At 48.8% G+C, this 18,097-nt stretch carries 22 protein-coding genes; 8 read left to right on the top strand and 14 right to left on the bottom strand.

Annotation, left to right across the window (positions count from 1 at the left end):
• Window positions 1-155: 155 nt before the first annotated feature.
• From nifK to nifH, 5 genes are read right to left on the bottom strand one after another with little or no spacing between them, the layout of a single operon-like run.
• The gene (nifK, locus tag C508_RS0100115) at window positions 156-1,544 is read right to left on the bottom strand and encodes a nitrogenase molybdenum-iron protein subunit beta (RefSeq protein ID WP_018701499.1); all 1,389 of its coding nucleotides are present in this window, start codon (window positions 1,542-1,544) and stop codon (window positions 156-158) included.
• Window positions 1,544-3,157, bottom strand: coding sequence for a nitrogenase molybdenum-iron protein alpha chain (nifD, locus tag C508_RS0100110; RefSeq protein WP_018701498.1), 1,614 nt, complete (start codon window positions 3,155-3,157; stop codon window positions 1,544-1,546). The genes nifK and nifD overlap by 1 nt, the downstream gene beginning before the upstream one ends.
• A 21-nt stretch (window positions 3,158-3,178) precedes the next feature.
• Window positions 3,179-3,589: a P-II family nitrogen regulator gene (locus C508_RS0100105; protein WP_018701497.1), complete on the bottom strand. Its 411-nt coding sequence runs from the start codon at window positions 3,587-3,589 to the stop codon at window positions 3,179-3,181.
• A gap of 18 nt (window positions 3,590-3,607) precedes the next feature.
• Window positions 3,608-3,934, bottom strand: a complete 327-nt coding sequence (locus C508_RS0100100; protein WP_018701496.1) for a P-II family nitrogen regulator — start codon at window positions 3,932-3,934, stop codon at window positions 3,608-3,610.
• A 30-nt stretch (window positions 3,935-3,964) separates the two neighbouring features.
• Window positions 3,965-4,783, bottom strand: a complete 819-nt coding sequence (gene nifH / locus C508_RS0100095; protein WP_018701495.1) for a nitrogenase iron protein — start codon at window positions 4,781-4,783, stop codon at window positions 3,965-3,967.
• 597 nt (window positions 4,784-5,380) lie between these two features.
• Here nifH and C508_RS19225 point away from each other — a divergent pair.
• From C508_RS19225 to C508_RS0100075, 3 genes are all read left to right on the top strand, one after another.
• Window positions 5,381-6,118, top strand: a complete 738-nt coding sequence (locus C508_RS19225; RefSeq protein ID WP_018701493.1) for a zinc dependent phospholipase C family protein — start codon at window positions 5,381-5,383, stop codon at window positions 6,116-6,118.
• Window positions 6,119-6,198: 80 nt separating this feature from the next.
• The gene (locus tag C508_RS0100080; protein ID WP_018701492.1) at window positions 6,199-6,441 is read left to right on the top strand and encodes a hypothetical protein; all 243 of its coding nucleotides are present in this window, start codon (window positions 6,199-6,201) and stop codon (window positions 6,439-6,441) included.
• 181 nt (window positions 6,442-6,622) lie between these two features.
• Window positions 6,623-7,225 carry a ribonuclease H1 domain-containing protein gene (locus tag C508_RS0100075; protein ID WP_018701491.1) on the top strand — a complete coding sequence of 201 codons (603 nt, stop codon included), beginning with the start codon at window positions 6,623-6,625 and terminating at the stop codon, window positions 7,223-7,225.
• A 321-nt stretch (window positions 7,226-7,546) separates the two neighbouring features.
• On the opposite strand, the gene C508_RS20200 is transcribed toward C508_RS0100075, so the two are convergent.
• A complete protein-coding gene (locus tag C508_RS20200) occupies window positions 7,547-7,723 on the bottom strand; it encodes a hypothetical protein (protein ID WP_018701490.1) in 177 nt (58 codons plus the stop codon).
• Window positions 7,720-8,244, bottom strand: coding sequence for a TlpA family protein disulfide reductase (locus C508_RS17395; protein ID WP_083927994.1), 525 nt, complete (start codon window positions 8,242-8,244; stop codon window positions 7,720-7,722). Before C508_RS17395 ends, C508_RS20200 begins: the two co-directional genes overlap by 4 nt.
• Window positions 8,245-8,379: 135 nt before the next feature.
• Between C508_RS17395 and C508_RS17390 the strand changes: the two genes are divergently transcribed.
• Window positions 8,380-9,261, top strand: a complete 882-nt coding sequence (locus tag C508_RS17390; protein ID WP_018701488.1) for a CPBP family intramembrane glutamic endopeptidase — start codon at window positions 8,380-8,382, stop codon at window positions 9,259-9,261.
• An 87-nt stretch (window positions 9,262-9,348) separates the two neighbouring features.
• Here C508_RS17390 and C508_RS0100055 read toward each other — a convergent pair whose 3' ends face one another.
• The 4 genes from C508_RS0100055 to C508_RS0100040 form a co-directional block, all read right to left on the bottom strand.
• Window positions 9,349-10,854 carry an ArnT family glycosyltransferase gene (locus C508_RS0100055; protein WP_018701487.1) on the bottom strand — a complete coding sequence of 502 codons (1,506 nt, stop codon included), beginning with the start codon at window positions 10,852-10,854 and terminating at the stop codon, window positions 9,349-9,351.
• Between the two features lie 136 nt (window positions 10,855-10,990).
• Entirely contained in the window at window positions 10,991-11,227 is a 237-nt protein-coding gene (locus tag C508_RS0100050) for a phosphopantetheine-binding protein (protein ID WP_018701486.1), read from the bottom strand.
• An 18-nt stretch (window positions 11,228-11,245) separates the two neighbouring features.
• Window positions 11,246-12,253 (bottom strand): hypothetical protein, encoded by a 1,008-nt coding sequence (locus C508_RS0100045; RefSeq protein WP_018701485.1) that lies wholly within the window; start codon window positions 12,251-12,253, stop codon window positions 11,246-11,248.
• A gap of 31 nt (window positions 12,254-12,284) precedes the next feature.
• Window positions 12,285-13,268 (bottom strand): beta-ketoacyl-ACP synthase III, encoded by a 984-nt coding sequence (locus C508_RS0100040; RefSeq protein ID WP_018701484.1) that lies wholly within the window; start codon window positions 13,266-13,268, stop codon window positions 12,285-12,287.
• Window positions 13,269-13,451: 183 nt separating this feature from the next.
• On the opposite strand from C508_RS0100040, the gene C508_RS0100035 reads away from it, so the two are divergent.
• Entirely contained in the window at window positions 13,452-13,922 is a 471-nt protein-coding gene (locus C508_RS0100035; RefSeq protein WP_018701483.1) for a hypothetical protein, read from the top strand.
• Window positions 13,923-13,984: 62 nt separating this feature from the next.
• Here C508_RS0100035 and C508_RS17385 read toward each other — a convergent pair whose 3' ends face one another.
• The 3 genes from C508_RS17385 to C508_RS20520 form a co-directional block, all read right to left on the bottom strand.
• Entirely contained in the window at window positions 13,985-15,175 is a 1,191-nt protein-coding gene (locus C508_RS17385; protein ID WP_071595748.1) for an LCP family glycopolymer transferase, read from the bottom strand.
• Window positions 15,176-15,671: 496 nt separating this feature from the next.
• On the bottom strand, window positions 15,672-16,184 hold the full coding sequence (locus C508_RS20525) for a 4Fe-4S dicluster domain-containing protein (RefSeq protein WP_018701480.1): 513 nt from the start codon (window positions 16,182-16,184) through the stop codon (window positions 15,672-15,674).
• Between the two features lie 9 nt (window positions 16,185-16,193).
• Entirely contained in the window at window positions 16,194-16,694 is a 501-nt protein-coding gene (locus tag C508_RS20520) for an aldo/keto reductase (protein WP_018701479.1), read from the bottom strand.
• A 262-nt stretch (window positions 16,695-16,956) separates the two neighbouring features.
• Between C508_RS20520 and C508_RS0100015 the strand changes: the two genes are divergently transcribed.
• The 3 genes from C508_RS0100015 to C508_RS0100005 form a co-directional block, all read left to right on the top strand.
• Window positions 16,957-17,229, top strand: a complete 273-nt coding sequence (locus C508_RS0100015) for a hypothetical protein (protein WP_018701478.1) — start codon at window positions 16,957-16,959, stop codon at window positions 17,227-17,229.
• A gap of 4 nt (window positions 17,230-17,233) precedes the next feature.
• Entirely contained in the window at window positions 17,234-17,812 is a 579-nt protein-coding gene (locus tag C508_RS0100010; protein ID WP_018701477.1) for a hypothetical protein, read from the top strand.
• A gap of 75 nt (window positions 17,813-17,887) precedes the next feature.
• Window positions 17,888-18,097, top strand: a 210-nt coding sequence (locus C508_RS0100005; RefSeq protein ID WP_018701476.1) for a helix-turn-helix domain-containing protein, incomplete at its 3' end; no start/stop codon positions are given.

Genomic DNA, 18,097 nt, shown 5'->3' with positions numbered 1-18,097 from the left:
TTTAGCAAGGGGGACCTTTAAATCCCTGTGGTCCTCGAATCTCCTGCCTCCCTTGCCAAAGGGAGGTGCCGCCACAGCGGCGGAGGGATTTAGCAATAATGGGTCCTCTCCTTCGTACCCTCCGAGGATTTCGGTTGCCCTTGCGTCCCCTCGGCCTACATAACCAATTCGAAGTCTTCGTCTTTGGCGTCGCGGTCAGCGCGGTCCAGAAGAGCGCTGCTGATCATTTCGATGAGGCGCATCGCGCCGCGATAGCCTACGACCGGGAAGTAGGAATGCACGCTGCGGTCCAGAACAGGGAAGCCCAGCCGCACAAAAGGAATGTCTTCCGCCCGGGCGATATACTTGCCATAGGTGTTGCCGATCAGCAGATCCACCGGCTCGTTTTTAATCCACTGATGGAGCAGGAACAAATCTCCCGCTGCTTTGACATTGCCCTTGATTCCCGCTCCTTTGAGCAGTCCATTAATGTCGTCTTCAAAGCTGCCCAGTCCTGCTCCCAATCCACCGCCGGGAGTGCCTGTGAGGACATGCACCGGCTTCATCCCCAAACTGAGGGCAAACTCGGTCATCGCCGTAACTACGTCGGGGTCGCCGAAAATCGCCACTTTCTTGCCATGGAAATGGAAGTGTGTATCTGTCATGATATCCACCAGTTGCCCGCGCTCTTCTTCCAGTTCGTACGGAATTTCTTTTGCAAAAGCGCCACGCAAGGCCATGAGAAAAGCGTCTGTCGCCTTAATGCCGATAGGAGTTTTCAAGTCTACTTTGGGAACTTTGCATTTTTTCTCCAACAGCTCCGCTGCATTCATGGAGGCGAAATGCCCCAAGGAAAGAGTGATTCGGGAATTGCCGGCATCCTTGACATCCTCCAGCAACGCGCCGCCCTTGGGATACATGGAGAACGTTCCTGTCATCGGCGAATCGACAACGCCCGAGGTGTCCGGGAACATATGAAAGGGCACGTCCATCAGGCTTGTTAAACGCTTGATTTCCCGCATGTCTCCAGGGTTAACGAAGCCAGGAAGAAGATTGACCTGCTCTTTTTTGAACTTCTCTGTAGCTTCGCAAAAATAGTTGACCATTGCTTTGGTCATATTGGAAAAGCCGGTAATATGCGAGCCTTGATAGCTGGGTGTGTTCGCGTGAAACACGACTTTGCCTTCGGGAACTTCCGATTGGAAAATAATCGTCGGTACATCGTCCCCGATGGTTTCGGAAAGACAGGTTGTATGCACGGCAATGATTTCCGGGTCATAGACCTCAAAAATATTTTTAATCGAAGTCTTCAGATTGGCGCCGCCTCCGAAAACCGAGGCACCTTCGGTAAAGCTGCTGGTCGTTGCCATGATGGGGTCTCGAAAATGCCGGGTCAGGTGCATGCGGTGGAAGGAGCAGCAGCCTTGGGAGCCGTGGCTGTGCGGCATGCAGCCGTGCAGACCCAGCGCCGCGTACATGGCGCCGATAGGCTGGCAAGTCTTAGCGGGATTGATCATCCCGCCGCTTTTGCGTTCAACAATGGTTTCCGGCGTGTGATTCAACATCAGCGCGCACCTCCTTCGTTCATGCTGCCGTCAAGCAAGGGTTGGTCCTTCCAGGGCGGCGTAATATAGTTCCATGTCGGTGAAGCAAAGGCCATGCTGACATCTCTGGCGAAATTCACGGCCCCGTTAAAACCGGCGTAGGGTCCGCTGTAATCGTACGAGTGCAGCTGTTTGGCGGGAATGCCCATTTTCTGTACCACATACTTATCCTTGATGCCGGAAGCGAAGATATCCGGTTTGAGCAGGCGAATGAATTCTTCCGTCTCATAGTGGTTGATGTCATCGACAATAATGCTGCCGTCTTTCATCTCCACATTCATGCCCTTGTAATCGCCCAGCGGAATAACCCCTTTCAGGGACTCCATTTTTTCCGGCGACAGCTTCAGGCGATACCGGCGCTCATCTTGTTCCACATGCAGATCGGGAATGTTCTTACTATCCGCGTCGGTTTTGATAGTGGGAATAACGACGCGGCCTTCATAGTCGTCGCGATGGGCGAATTCATAGCCAGCCAGCACGGTCTCAATACCCAATTCGCCGAAAAGGCCCTGATAATGATGGCCCCGAGAACCGCCCACAAAACAGAAGGCGGTTTTGCCGTCGCAAATTTTGCGGTACTGCTCCATTTGCGGCTGTACCCGCAGCAGTTCTTTGGCAATGAAATCTTCGGTGCGCTGCGTCAGTCCCGGATCGTCAAAATACTTGGCCATGTTGCGCAGTGTCTCAACGGTGCTGTTGACGCCGATAAAGTTGACCTTCAGCCACGGCGTACCATATTTAATTTCCAGCATCTCCGCAATATAGTTGATGGAGCGGTGACACTGCACCAAATTCAGTTCCGCCACATGAGCGTTGCGCAACGATTTCCACGAGCCATCGCCGGTCATAACGGTGACGATGTGATAGCCAATTTCCTTGAGCATGCGCTCGACTTCCCAGCCATCACCGCCGATGTTGTACTCGCCGAGAATATTGATGGGAAATTTACCCGGCGCCTCCTCTAGATCGCTGTTGCCGATGACTTTGTCCATCAGGTTGTTATTGGCAATATGATGGCCCGCCGACTGGCTAACGCCTTTATAGCCCTCACAGTTGAACGCCAGCACCTGAATACCGTGTTTTTCCTGCGCGGTTCTGGCGACAGCGTTGATATCGTCGCCGATAAGCCCAACTGGACAGGTAGCGGAAATACTGATAGCTTTCGGGTGGAAAATCTCCACGACTTCATCGATCATAGCGGTTAATTTTTTCTCGCCGCCGAAGACAATGTCGCTTTCCTGCATGTCCGTTGAAAAACAGTAGTTAATGAAATTGTCGCCGCCTTCTTCGGTGCGGGCCTTGTTGCGCCGTGCGCCCCAGGCATAGTAGCTGCAGCCGATAGGGCCATGCACAATATGCACCATATCCTTCAGCGGCCCAACCACCACGCCTTTGCATCCTGCATAGGCGCAGCCGCGGTTGGTCATAATGCCTGGAACCGTTCTGGTATTCGCTTCAATCTCTTGCTGTTCCAGAACGCCATCTTTAATCAGAATGTGCTTCTTGCGATTTTTTTGGACCTTACTCGGATAGCGATCCAAGATGTCCTGAAGCTCTTTTTCGGTCATCGCCATGATGGCGTCCCCCCTTGTCTTTTAAATCGCTGCATCGCCTTTTTCCGCCGTACGAACCCGATAAGCATCCAGCAGTGGCAGAATAAAGATTTTTCCGTCGCCAACCTGATTGTTGGTCTGATTGGCTGCAATAATGGATTTCACAATTTTGTCCACATCAGCATCATGAGCAATGACATTGAACATGCGCCGCGGAAACAGGCGAGTGCCGTCCAAAAAACCGTCAATCAAAACCTCCGCCTCACGCATATCTTCTTCTTCGGCCAAGCGCATCAAATCCGCTTTGCGAGCAGCAATCACCGTCGGATCATCTACCAGCTTGCCTCGTCCCAATACCTTGGTCGCCGTAAAACCGGCAGCTCCGCTCTCTACCAATGCCTTTTTCGTGGCATTAGTCTTATTCATACGCACAATGGCAATGATCTCTTTCATCGAATGCGCCACCCCTTTCTACAGCCCAGTGGCTGCGGAGGATACCGTATACGCCTCTTCGATAGGCGTGATAAAAATTTTACCGTCCCCAAAAGCGCCGGAATCACTGGTTTTCGCAGTGCGCATGATGACGCTGACTACGTCTTCTTTGTCTTCATCCCGCACTGCCATCAAAATCATGACTTTAGGAATTTCGTCATACACAATACTGCCGATTTTGATGCCCTTTTGCTTGCCTCGGCCCATAACGTCGATAACCGTTGCCGCGTGAAAGCCGGCTGTAGACAGCTCATATAGCACTTCGTCTCGTTTTTCCGGCCGAATAATGGCTCTTACCAACAACATAGACTTCACTCCTTTTTCTTACCGTTTTGTTTAGCCCAAGATACCATAGGACATCATCAGCTCTTCCAGGCGATCCTGCGTCATCGGTTTAGGAATGACAAAGTTTTTATTCTGGTTGATAGCCATCGCCAGCTTGCGGTACTCGTCCGATTGGTCTTCTTTCGGATCAAAATCGATAACCGTCTTTTTATTGATTTCCGCCCGCTGCACCACATTGTCCCTTGGTACAAAGTGAATGAGCTGCGAGCCTAGTTCCGTTGCAAACGCCTGCAGCAGTTCCAGCTCGTTGTCGACTTTACGGCTGTTGCAGATAATGCCTCCCAAGCGCACCTTGCCGGTAGTCGCATATTTTTGAATGCCCTTGGAAATATTGTTCGCTGCGTAAAGAGCCATTAGTTCGCCGGACGCTACGATATAGATTTCTTCGGCTTTGCCTTCGCGAATCGGCATGGCAAACCCGCCGCAAACCACGTCACCCAAAACGTCGTAGAACACATAATCCAGGTCGTCTTCATAAGCGCCCAGGGACTCCAGCAAATTGATGGAGGTAATGATGCCGCGTCCAGCGCAGCCTACGCCAGGCTCCGGGCCGCCGGACTCCACGCATTTCGTGCCGCGAAAACCGGGTTTTAAAATATCGTCCAGTTCAATATCGTCCCCTTCATCGCGAAGCGTATCGAGCACCGTCTTTTGGCAAAGACCGTTCAAAAGCAGCCGCGTCGAATCCGCCTTCGGGTCACAGCCTACCACCATTACTTTCTTCCCGGCTTCCGCTAGGGCCGCCACTGTATTTTGGGTTGTTGTCGATTTACCGATGCCGCCTTTGCCGTAAATAGCTACCTGTCTCATAAATTCCATCCTCCCAACTCTTTTTCCGACTTTGCTGTTTCTTGAAAATCTTCTGGCGGGAGGCTATAATGAAATGGGTATGTCAAAGAAGCCCCCCTCGGGATTCACGACAAGCCCCCGCCGGAAGAGTAGTGCCATACTCTTTCGGCATTTTTCATTTGCCTTCCCATCTCCCTGCAGCGGCCTCACCTCCTTTTCCGCTAAACCGCGCCTACTCCACTCCCCCATTGCCATTTTTGCCTTTGTAAAAAACACAAAACGCGGACAAACAGAACCTCCTGCTCATCCGCGTCAGCGCCGGAAACGCAAAAACCGACCAAACCATAGGCTTGGCCGGCTTCTACGCCGTAAATCTTTTATTTGTGCCGAGTATAGCACGAAAAAAAATAAGTGTCAACACCAAAGATACACTTAACAAAAAGTTTGTATATTCCGTACGTTCTTGGCTCACTTTGTACTTTCTATAGTATTTTTTAATCAAACCTTAACTTGAGGTTAACGCAACGTTCCCCTCTATGTGCTATGGTTATTACGAGCCAACGAATTGAGACTTACCTCTTGCCAGGCTAAAAGCCGCTACCAAAGGAGGAGATAGGTGTGAGTCACGGACATCCATCGTCATCATTATCAGGAAACTGGCTGCTAAGCCTAGCCGGTAGCGTGCAGCATTGGTTTGATCGTCCGGCCTTGACGCATTGCTTTATTAATCGTCAGGCAGCGCGCATTTTGCTCACCGACGGCTGTACATGGGAAGGTTCCTGGCTGCGCCGGCATCTCTCTTCATTTAATCGCGGCGCCGTCTGGGCCGACGCGGACTGGAAAAACATACACCATTATTTACAGCCTCTGAACCGCAGAGGCCTTTGGCGTTTTCATTCCGCTTTAGAAGAATTCCAAAGCTATTTTGAAAAGGCCGTAAGCGCCGCCAAAAATGCTGACGAAAAACAGGCAGCTTTCTTTTTGGGCGCTGCCGCGCATTTGCTGCAAGATCTTTGCGTACCTCACCATGCCCAAGCGCAGCTCTTCGACGGACATAAAGAATATGAAACATGGGCCGCCAGCCATCGCCATCAATATAAGGCGCAGGCAGGCGGTCTTTACTATACCCGCCAAGACCCCCTGGCTTGGCTGCTGGAAAATGCCGAACTGGCAACCTCGCTATACGCCCGCACCGCCCAAGGAGCGAACGAAGCCGATTACCGCCACGCCACGCAAATCCTGCTGCCTCTGGCGCAGCGCAGCACCGCAGGTCTCTTAGAGCGGTTCTCCAGCCGCTTAGCCCTGCGTCCTTCCTTTGCCGGCTGGCGTCAACGAGACGAAGCAGCCAATGGTTAAAGAACCGCTGATGTATTCATAGCTTCTTACAATTCTCTTTAGAAACTACTTATGACAAAGTAAGAGAGGTGTTAAAAACTATGGCGATTTGGCAAGTTGAACTGGACAGACGAGATTCGGAACGCTATCGCAAACAGCTTTTGCATCGCGGCTTTATCTCGGCAAGCTATTTCTCCACTAACGGCTTCGATGTGCAAAAAATGCGCAAAATGGCCACGGAAGGAAAATTGGACGCGGTCCGCTGCGTCATCGGCAGCTCGGTGCGCTGGTATTATGCCGAAGAGCAGGCGGAACGGGCGCATTTGGCCGGAAACATTTGCTAATCACTATGGAACACGAATTTTTGAACAAGCGCCTGACGCTAGCCGCTTTCTCTTTGTCGCACCCTCCGATCACTCCGGTTCTCTTGTTCGTCCTTTAATCGGCATTTCACACTCAAATTTGCTGGCGCTGCCGCGCTGTATCCTGTATAGTAGAAGCAAGTCACTGAGAGGAGCTTTTACTATGGCTGGCAAGAATAAATTCTACGCCGTCCGCGAAGGACGAATTCCTGGCATTTACACCAATTGGCCGGAGTGTCAGAAACAAGTCAGCGGCTATCCCAATGCCGCTTTTAAGGGCTTTCCTACGAAAGAGGAAGCCCTTGCTTTTATGAACGCCCAAATCTCGACAGCTGCCGCGCCGGAAGAAAATCCTGCAGGCATACATATCTACGTCGACGGCAGCTTTAGCAAAGGCCAATACAGCTGGGCCTTTGCCGTCTATGAAGACGGAAATTTGACGCACTCAGACAGCGGCGTCGGCGAAGATCCCGAAGCGGCTAAAATGCGCAACGTTGCCGGTGAACTGGCCGGAGCCACTATGGCGATCCAGTGGGCCGAAGAGAACGATATTCAGCCGATCTCGATTCATCACGACTACAGCGGCCTAGCTAAATGGGCCACCAAAGAATGGCAGGCTAAAAATCCCTTTACCGCCTGGTACGCCGCTTTTGCTTCCCAGCGTCTCAGCTGGGTGACCTTCTGCAAAGTAGCCGGTCATACCGGCGTAGAAGGAAATGAGCTGGCGGATAAATTGGCCAAACAAGCACTGGGGCTGCTTAAGTAACAATAAGACCAGAGAAGTACGGGAGTTGAACAGGAGTAGAGGGAGTAAAGCGAGGGGGGCCATGAGGCTACGGCGGCCGTGATTGGATTTGAGACTTTTTGGAGCAAAACGATCCGTAGGACGCAACAACAGGAGCCAACGGAGAAAAGTTCCGTATGTCTGAACACTAGCGAGTTCGCAGAACTGCCGTCGACTCCTATTTTGCGAGTTGCGCGGAAATCTTGATGACCCTAGGTTTTCATCCGTAAAACTAATATACTCTGATATAGCGAAAAAACGGCCTTCTCCGCAGCGGTTAATAGTTGCGAAGAAGGCCGTTCCTTATTTTCCTGGTTCATCTGGTTGTTCTTTAAGAGTGCAAATGCCGTCTTTGCAATCGTCATTGCCATTTGCATCGCCAGAATTCCCCGGCGATGACGGTTCACCAGCGCCAGCCAGCACGACACTGCCGCTAAACAAAACCAGCGTCAGTAACATCACGGCCAGATATTTCTTCATTTTGCTGCCTCATTTTTTCTCATAACCTGCTGGATGGCTTTCTCCAAATATCCAGGCGGCATCATGCCGTTTTGCCGTATCCGGATAGTTCCCTCTTCGTCAATAATCAGCGTCACCGGTATGCCCCGCATGCCCATATCATTAGCCAACGTCTTGCCTGTATTGTCAAAAAGCGTCGGAATTTGATAACCGTTTTGATACATAAAGGCATTGGCTTTATCCGGGGTTTCCCACATATCAATGACATACATTTTGACTTTGTCTTGATACTTTAAGTATACTTGATTAAACTCCGGCAACTCTCTTACACAATATGGACACCAGGTGGCAAAAAAATTCAACACCAGAATCTTATCCTTCTCCGGCGCCAGCGTCACTGGCGTTCCATCTAGGAGCGGCAAATCACGAGGAGTCCACTTATCTCCGGCGTTCGCACCGCCAGCTGCACAGACAGCCGTCAACGCCACCAAGAAACAACACGTCAAAAAAAACATTTTCATCATTTCACTTCGTATTTTCATCTTCCTAATTCACGCTCCTATCCTATCTATATTCATAGTTTAGAAACTTCTTGATTGCAACGCAAAATCCTGCTCCAGCTGCACCGCCTGCAGAATTCACGTTTAAAAACCAGCCTTTTAAGGAGAAACTGCAAAATGGATATTTCACTGCCCGACTCATCTTTTACGCTTCTTTGTTATAGCTTGCTTTATCTTGGCGTTGCCTGCCTGTGGCTTCCCGTTTCTATCTTTGGTCAGCCTCTTTGGCTTATTCTTGCCGCCTCCGCAGGCTTTAGCGGGCTTATAAGCGGCCAGCTGACTCCGCTCGGCCTAGGACTGGCCGTTTTATATTTTTTTATCGCTTACCGGTTTTCACGGGCAGCACATTCTTTCGAAAAAGGGCTTAGCGGGCTACTGCTCGCCGCCTTTTCCCTACTCTTAGGCGTCCATCTCTTGCCGGGCTTTCATAATCTCAAAGCGCTTGACGCCGTTTTAGTCAGCGCCGATGGACTTCCTTTTACAATGTATTTAAACCTGGATAAAACCCTTGTCGCTCTGGGTCTTCTGGGCTGGTGTACGCCCAGACTTTTCACGCGGCCAGACTGGCGTCAGCTCTTGCCGTTTTTGAGCTCCCGCGGTCTTATTTTTTTGCCTCTTATTTTTATCCTGGCTCTTGCATCCGGCAAAGTCCACTGGGATCCGAAGCTGCCTAGCTATACTTTATTATGGATGCTCACGAACCTGCTCTTTGTCTGCACTGCGGAGGAAGCCTTCTTTCGCGGCTTCTTGCAGCGGCAGCTCGCTCTTCTTTGGAAAGACCGTCCCTTGCGACAAACACTGCCGCTTGTATTAGCTTCCTTCGTTTATGGTCTTTCTCATTTTGCCGGCGGCTCGTTGTATGTCGCCTTCGTCACCCTTGCCGGCCTATATTATGGCTGGGCTTATCAAAGAACCGGCTGTATTGAAGCTTCTATCTTGCTGCATTTTTTAGTAAATGCGGCCCATTTCCTTCTTTTCACTTATCCGTCATTGCCATAATGAGCAACAACGCTATTACTGTCAAAAGCTACACGTAGGACAAAAATAAGAAGAAGCGTTGGCTAAATTAGCCAACGCTTCTTCTTATTACATTTGGGGCTTATATGTCCAAACGTCAAAATGAGTAGTGCTTTCTTCTAAATGATAGTTTTGCAAAAAAGCTTGCGAAAAGGCTTCTTCGCTAATCCAAGGAAATGGCTTCTGCCCCTTAGGAATCAACCAGACCTGGATATACCCATCCCGCAACGCCTGTACCGTAGCTGCGGGAATCGGGACTTTCACGGCCAGCATATCCCCAAAGGCAACCTTTTCTATTAACAGCGGCTGCCCATGAAACACCAACTGGGGAATACAGTCTGTAATTACGCGATTCCCTTTTTCACCATAACCAATCTCCATCGTCTTACCGGCATAGGCATTTTCAAGCTCTGCCAATTCCTGCAAAACAGGTCTTCTGTCATCGGTTGCCGCCATTTTCAGCAACGTTATTTCCTTGTGGGCTCCGCCCAAAGTAACTAGTAAAAACAACACTCCTAAAACAATGCCGCTAATTCTGCGTCTCCAGATGCGGCCTGTACTTACAGCCAGATCTGCCTCCGGTTTTTCCTGATTCAACCGCAGCAGCAAGTAACAATAAAAAGGAATAAGGGGCATAAGATGATTGGTACCGCTCCCTGGTTTGGAGCCAATAATGGAAGCGGCCAATACGCCTAACAGCAGTGCCTTCAGCACCATCCTATTATGTCGGTAAAAGTTGTACAAGCGAATGTCGCGCAGCACTGCAAAGCAGTAAGGAAACAAGGCCAAAATCAAAATCGCCGCCAATTTAGGCGCAAAGTTCCGCAAAGTAGACGCCGGATCGCCCACAGCCATCTGCACAGACGTTTGAATCCAAAAAAGATAATTCTCCAATGAAACCTGCGGCAGTAAAAAAGGAAGCCCCCCCACAATCGCCATCAAAAAAGAAGCTGCCAAAAAGCGTTTCACCGTAAGATATTTAGTTAAAAGCACCAACAACGGCAGCAAATAAATGACACCGTGAATTTTAAGATTGATCATTACACCAAACGTAACCGCGCAAATTGCCAACATAAGCGTCTTGTTTCGAATACAGGAAATCGCATACAAACTGATTAGCATGCATACCACCAGCATGGCGTCCGGCCGAATATAACAAGAGTTATGCCAATGAAATAAGAGCCAGGCTTCCAGACCGGTAAAAAGCAGAGCGTTTCTTGTACCGCCAGCTCGTTTAAACATACTAAACGAAAGCGCTAAAATCAGCCAAAACATGACTACGCCGGATAGCTTCGCCGTAAGATAGCTAGGCCCCAGCAGTTGCATGATACCGCCAATCAGCAAATATACAATCGGACCATGCTGCAAGCTGTACCGCTGCGCCGCATCCACATCCGTATAAAGAGGCTGCCCGTTGCTGACCAACCAGGCCACCGATGCAAAATTGACCTCGCCTTGCTCGCCAAAGCCCGGCCAAAGCAAATACATCGCAGAGGTCACCAGCGCTAAACCAATACCGGCAGCGGCCCACGCCAACAACAATTTTTCCAGAAAATATCGGGTTTTTATCTGCATGAAAAGCACTCCATAAAACAAAACATCTATCTAACGTGTCTTAGTATAACAACATTTTCCCATACAGCAAACATGTTTTCAAAATAAATTCAAAAACAATAAAAAAAGCCAGCCTTTAGGCCAGCGTTTTTTTAACTTACAGCAAGCTATCTACATATTGCACGGCGTCAGCCAAGGTTTTAAGGCCGCCTACTTTTTCCAGCGAAATTTTCACCTGAAATTCATCTTCCGCCATAACCAGCATTTCCGCCATATCCAGGGAATCCATGTGCAAGTCCTTCACCAGTTCCGCTGAAGGCTGCAGCATATCCTCCGTAACCTTGCCCTTCTTCAAGTCCAAAATAATCTTATTTACCTTTTCCGTCGTTGTCATAGTATCGTCCTCCTTGTTTTATCTTTTTTCGGCATGTATATTTTCAACGGCGTCCCTATCGGCGCGAATAAAAGAACAAAGTTCCTTCGCCTGCTGAGAGTACAGCCTGATGCCTTCAAAATCCGGATCTTTATGAACTACCTTCTGCATCATGATCCCGTCGCTGCCAAACCAACGGGGCGCCAAACCGCAAAAAAAGAATCCACGTTGCCGCAGCTCTTCTACCGCAGCCCCTACGGCAGCTCGATGCGCATTAATAATAAAACGCAAACTAATTACCTGCTGACGTTGCGCCTGCGCTACTAGTTCTTGCAAACACTGCGGCCAATCCGCGCCAATCTCCCGGACGGCTACGCTCCAACTACCATCTTCCGGCAAGCCTAGCGTTTCCAAAACCGTTTTTCCCTCTGCAGGCAAACCTCCGGCGGCTTCTTTAAAAATACGTTCTTGCAACGGTGCGGCCAGGTCTCGTAGAATTTTATCATATACGTCTGGTAGATATGTCGGCGCCGTAGGCTTCTCGTACTCGGAAAAATTCAATAAACAAGCCACTCGCCCCTGCCCCGCCTGACGTTCTTTGAAAATACTTCCTTCCACCATATCCAGGCACAAAGCGACATCGCGACGGCCATGCTTTATACAAGCTAACTGCGAAAAATACTGATAACATACCGGAAAGCTGAATACACCGCTGCCGCTAACAAATTCTTCCTCTTGCATCTGGTTCATCAGCTCCAGCCCCAAGGACGTCTGCTTATAGTCCAGCGCTACCACCAGTCCTTTTTCTTCCCAAAGATTCGGATTAGGAGCTGTGGTTTCTCTTGCAAAATAGCCTATGCCTCGTCCCGCTGGCGAAACCGCCAAAAGCGCCTGTACTTCTTTTTTATCGATGCGCCCGCGCAGCCCTTCCGGCTGATACATATCGGCGTGCGGATAGGCGTCTCCATAGGTTTCCCGGAACAAATCGACAATCAGCTTCGCATCCTCCGCTGTAGCTCTCCGTATCGCGTAAGCCTGTTCCTCCACCGGTTCTCCTCCCCTACTAAATTAATGGTTCCTAATACCATTTCAGCACGCACGAACCCCAGGTAAGACCCGCGCCAAAACCAACAAGAGCTACCTGCTGATCTCGTATCAAGCGTCCTTGTTCTTTCATTTCGCTAAGGGCAATCGGAATGGAGGCGGCAGCAGTATTTCCGTAACGCTCTAGATTGATAAAGGTTTTTTCCATGGGAAACTGCAGCCGTTGCACTGCCGATTCAATAATGCGCAGATTCGCTTGATGCGGCACTAAAAGATCCACATCCGCTATGTCCAACCCAGCAGCCTCCAAGGACCGCTTCACTGAAGCCCCCAACGTCCGCAGTGCAAAAATAAAAACGCGCTGCCCATCCATCGTTGTATAATGCAAGCCTTGGGCAACGGTCTCCGCCGACGCCGGCAACCGGCTGCCTCCGGCAGGAATTTGCAGCACTTCCGCTTCGGTTCCATCTGTGCCTAAATCCGAACCTAAAAGTCCATAGCCTTCTGGCACTTCGCCCAAAACCGCTGCTCCGGCACCATCTCCAAACAAGATAGACGTGTTCGCATCCTGCCAATCGACAAATTTCGACACCGTCTCCGCGCCTATCACCAACACTTTTTTATACAAGCCAGTTTTAATCAACTGGCAGCCCATCACCAAGCCATATACAAAACCGGAACAAGCCGCTAAAAGATCAAACGCCGCTGCTTTCGTTGCGCCAAGCCCCGCCTGTACGGAAACCGCAGACCCCGGCGAAAGGCGATCCGATGTGGATGTCGCCACAATAATCAAATCCAGTTCGCGGGCTTCTACCCCTGCATCGGCTAGCGCTTGGCGGGCCGCTTGCAGCGCCAAATCCGAAGTGGCTTCTTCCGGGGCGGCCACATGACGCTGGCATATACCGCAACGCTCTAAAATAACTTCCGCCGGCATTTGCAGGCGTTGCTCCAATTCTTCATTTGTCACGATTTTCTGAGGAGCATAATGCCCCAAACCAATAATTCCTGCACCAGCCATGCACGCACCTCCGCATATTCTACTCATATTGGATGGATATTCTTGTAAAAGGCAAAAAATCCTGCCGCCAAAAGTCGCGATCTCGCTCTCTCTAACACGTTTAGGAAAGGCGACCAGCAGGAAATGCGCGTTATCATGCAGAAAGCTTATTGATAGCTTCTACCTAGTTATAAAGGAGAACCAATGAAAAAAACATTTCAAAGCCTCACAACCATCTTAGCGATCATTTTATTCGGCTGGGGCGTTTACTATGCTATAAGTCCTTCTCTTCAAGAAGAAGCCAATATATCCATGACGGTCCCTGCTTCCGCTCCTGCCAGCAACACTGCTAAAAACGAAGAAAATCCACTGCCGGTTATAGCGGTCAGCAAGCAATCCTCCTCAAACTCCAATTCCCCAACGCAGTCTGGCGAGATACACCTCGCACAATCGCACAGCCTCAACGGCAAAATACCAGTACCGGAATCCGAACCCGTCGACTTGGCCACTCAAAACATGTCTATAAAAAAAGAAGAAACCAAAAGCAAGGAAATACTTCCCGGCGTCACCATTAGAGGCGGCGGCGTCAACGTCAACCTGGATAAGGACGATTCACGCACCTTGGAAGTTCGTCCCCGCAGTCAGACGCAGCTAACACTAAAACAGAAATTCTAACTGCTATGCACCGAAAAACCCAGCCGGAAGCGCTTTTGACCTCGCTTCTAGCTGGGTTTTGCTTATGGATTTTTACTGTTCGTATTGGAAGGTGATGTCGTAGTAGGAGCAGACGTCGACGTTCCCGTCGTACTCTTCGGTTTATCTGCCGGCGCCTTTGTATCTGTCGCCGCTTCCTTCGTCTTCTTCGCAGCATCAGTCGCTGGCGCTTTCGTATTGGCCGCCGGTGTTTTTTCCGCAGTTGGAGCCTTTGTTTCAACCGTCGGCATATAATCTGTCTTCGCGTCTGGAGGAATCGCCTGTTTATATTCTCGCGCTAACTGTTCTGATTTTTTCGCATAGCCTTCATCATTCGTAAGGCCCTGAATCTGCGCTACTTTCAAGCGCAACTCCGCAATATTCGGCTGCCAATAGCTGACCTCTTTAATCCACAAGGGCGTTCCGGGAATGGTAGCCGTAACCATCCCGTTTGAGGCCGCTTCTTGCACCATCGGCAACAATTTTATGATTTTAGATAACGGCATGTCGGTCTTCACCGCTCCATAAAATTCTTTTGCTAATTCCGGCAGGCGCACCACCGTCTGAGGCGATGCCAATTCCTTCAATACGGCTTTTAAGAATTTCTGCTGCCTTGTCACGCGCCCGATATCCCCTTCTTCATCGCGGTACCGCACGTACTTGATAGCTTCTTTGCCGCTCAAGCGCTGTACCCCTGGATACAGGTCAATCACCAGGCCGCCGTCATCATCATATGGATCGGAATAACGCATCCGCTTTTCTACATCAATCGTAATCCCGCCCAGGGCGTCAATCATCCGCACAAATCCCTTGAAATCAACGGTGACCGTATAATCAATAGGAACACCTAGCAAGTTTTCAATCGTACTCTTCGAAAGTGACAGCCCCCCAAAAGCAAAGGCATGATTCACTTTATCCCAGCCATGTCCGGCAATTTTCACCCGTGAATCACGGGGTACAGAGAATACGGTTATTTTTTTTGCCTCCGTATCCAGGGTTACCACAAAACTGGTATCCGAGCGGCCTACATCATCGGCCCTTTCATCCACACCTAGTACCAAAATATTGATACGATTTTTCGCGACTACATCCAACAAAGAAGTCCCGCCATTCCAAAGAGCATATACAGCTCCAACAAGCAAAAAAACAATCCCAAAAAGCATAGCCACTCGCAATTTGCGAATGCGCCTCTTCGGTTTTCTTCTAGTAAGTCTTGGTTCCTCGCTATAACTCATGCTTCGTCCTTTCCTATGACTAAACTTCTTCTCTTGGCTCTGTAAATTCCCATTTTCTTTACTTGCTTAGAATAGTACTAGCCACACTATCTGTCAATGCAACGCTCGCGTTCATAAGAAAAAAATAAGCAACCATTCCGCACCGGAAATGGCTGCTCGCGCTCACATCTCATAAAACTTCAAATTCATCACAACAGCAGGAAACGACATCGACACCGCCTATGTATACACTATAAACCGGTTCTTTGATCTTCCCGAAAAAGATTCGTTCCACAACTTCGCCTATTTGCCCACAGTGATTTCCGCGAAGAATGCGCACCTTTTTCCCAACCACGTTCTCACTCCTATTCTTTCTTCTGCCCTAGTAGCAACTACTCGTATTAGCCATTATAAGTTCATTATAGTACCAACTTTATTGCATTATATCATTCACTGCGTTAAGAGAAAAGTCCTATTGTGACAACAACGCACAACAGGACTTTTTTTTAGCAATTTTTTACCTTACATGCGCTTCATAAAACTCTTGGTAGCGCTTCAGCTCCCGTTTCAGCAAATTCGGCGTATCCAGCTGATAGGGGCAATGGCTTTTACACTGGCCGCACTCAATGCATTGATTAATGCGATCCATTTTTTCTTTGAAGCTGTCTTCTAAAAATGGCTGATAGGGCGCGCGCCCTAAGAGCAGCGAAATGCGAGCCTGCGTCGGAATTTCAATGCCCGCTGGACAAGGCATACAGTAGCCGCATCCTCGGCAAAAGTCGCCCGCTAATTCACTGCGATCCTTGTGAATGGCCTCCCACATGATCGCATTCAATACAGGCGGATTTTTTTCCATAGCAATAAATTCTTCCAATTCGCTCATCCGTTGAATTCCCCAAATGGGGACTACATTGTCATATTGCCGCAAAAACGAAAAGGTTGTCGCCGCGTTGGTAATCAGCCCGCCCGAGAGGCCTTTCATAGCAATAACGCCAATATTTCTCTCTTTACAGGCGGCAATCAGCTGCAAGTCCTCTTCCTAAGACAACGTATTCAGAGGAAACTGAAGGGTATCGTACATACCGGAAACAGCCGCTTCCATAGCTAGCTTATTGCTGTGATTGGTAATGCCGATATGCCGAATCAGTCCTTTTTTCTTCGCTTCGAGCAAGGCGGCGTAGAGACCTTCTTCATCCGCTTCTTTCGGCAGCTCTTTCGGGTTGTGCAGCTGATAAATATCAATATAGTCAGTCTTTAGGTTGCGCAGGCTTGTTTCCAAATGCTCCAGCAGCGTCTTTTTATCCTTCGCGTGGCTTTTGGTGGCAATTACAATCTGATTGCGCACATCGGAAAGAGCATAGCCGATTTTTTCCTCGCTGTCCGTGTACATACGCGCCGTATCAAAAAAAGTAATGCCCGCCTCATAGGCCCTGCGCAAAATACCTTTGGCCTCATCAAAAGAAATTCGCTGTATCGGCAGCGCGCCAAAACCACTCCGGCTTATCTGCAAGCCGGTCCGTCCCAATTGCATAGAATCCATCATTCAACCTCCAAAAGAATAATTCTCTAGAGACTTCCACACCATTCGGCAAAATCCTTGAGTCTTTTTGTCTTTTTTAGCACTGCAACTACAGCATACATTTTTCGGTCCGCCAAACGCCTCCCATAAGATAATTGTCATTGTTTAATTTTCTGTACGCACGCATGATTTTTTCAGAATTTTAAAAGGATTTTTTTCATAGATATTGAAATATAAAAAAATTGAATTACAAACTACCCCATCTGAAAAGGAGGCCTATAGTATGCTTTTTTTAATCACTTATGATTTCAACCAACCACAACAAGCGTACCCCGATTTTTTTAACGCTATCGAAAATCTTGGCGACACTCATCAACTGATGAGTTCCGTTTGGCTGCTAAATACCGACAAGTCAGCCTCAGCGGTTCATCTTACGCTTGCCCGTCATATCCATGACAGCGATTATCTGTTAATTGACCGTGTTACGCGCAACACCAAAGGAAACTTCAACCAAGCCGCCATCAACTGGCTAAATCAACAAAACATGGAGCCCTAAGCTCATGCGGCGCAAACCGAATGCATTCGTTTTACTTCTCCTTTTACTACTGAGCCTTTACTGGGGTTATCAGCACTATCAAACAAAACAATATACCGCTGCCATTTTGCCGACCTACCAAGCAATGGGCGCCTTACACGAAAGTTTGGAAGCGATTTATGAGTTAGGCGATAACGATGAGCAGCTTCTGCCAGGACAAATCGCCGAATGCGGACGCATTCAAAACACCCTCCTTGAACTAGAAGCGCAGTTATCCGAAACAACCCCACCCACATCCAGCGCTGCAAAAATCAAACAGACCTTAACCATCGCTCTTGGCGAATTGCAACAATACAGCGCCGCCCATGCCCAGTACCTAAAAGCCTGTATAGCTGCCTCGCAAAAATTGAAAGAACTAGCGTCTTTAGGAAAAAAGCTGGATTCTTCCCCTGCGAGCTATTCTTCTTTAGCGGAATATACAGCAGCGCTCAAGCAGGCTAAAGTGATTACCAATCAATTAGAAGAAAAAAAAGAAGCCGATTCTCTAATCAGAACGACCTTTGTAAGCAAGACAAAAAAAGATCTTGACGCACTATGGCAATAAAATGAAAAACCGTGCAGGGTGAACTGACCCCCAAAAGTTAGACCTTAAAAATCTAACTTTTGGGGGTCGGTTTTTTTGGCAAAATATAGTTTTGAATTTAAATTAAAAGTAGTTCAAGAGTATCTTAACGGCAAAGGTGGATATGTATTTTTAAGCAAAAAGTATAATATTCCTGCAATAAAAGATATCCAGAAATGGGTTGCAATATACAACAGATTGGGTGAAGATGGGTTATTGCGAAGCAGAAAAAATCAAACGTACTCTTTGGATTTTAAACTTCATGTA

Source organism: Anaeromusa acidaminophila DSM 3853, from assembly GCF_000374545.1.
Taxonomy (GTDB): Bacteria; Bacillota; Negativicutes; order Anaeromusales; family Anaeromusaceae; genus Anaeromusa; species Anaeromusa acidaminophila.
This window is presented reverse-complemented; position numbering and strand designations above follow the sequence as displayed.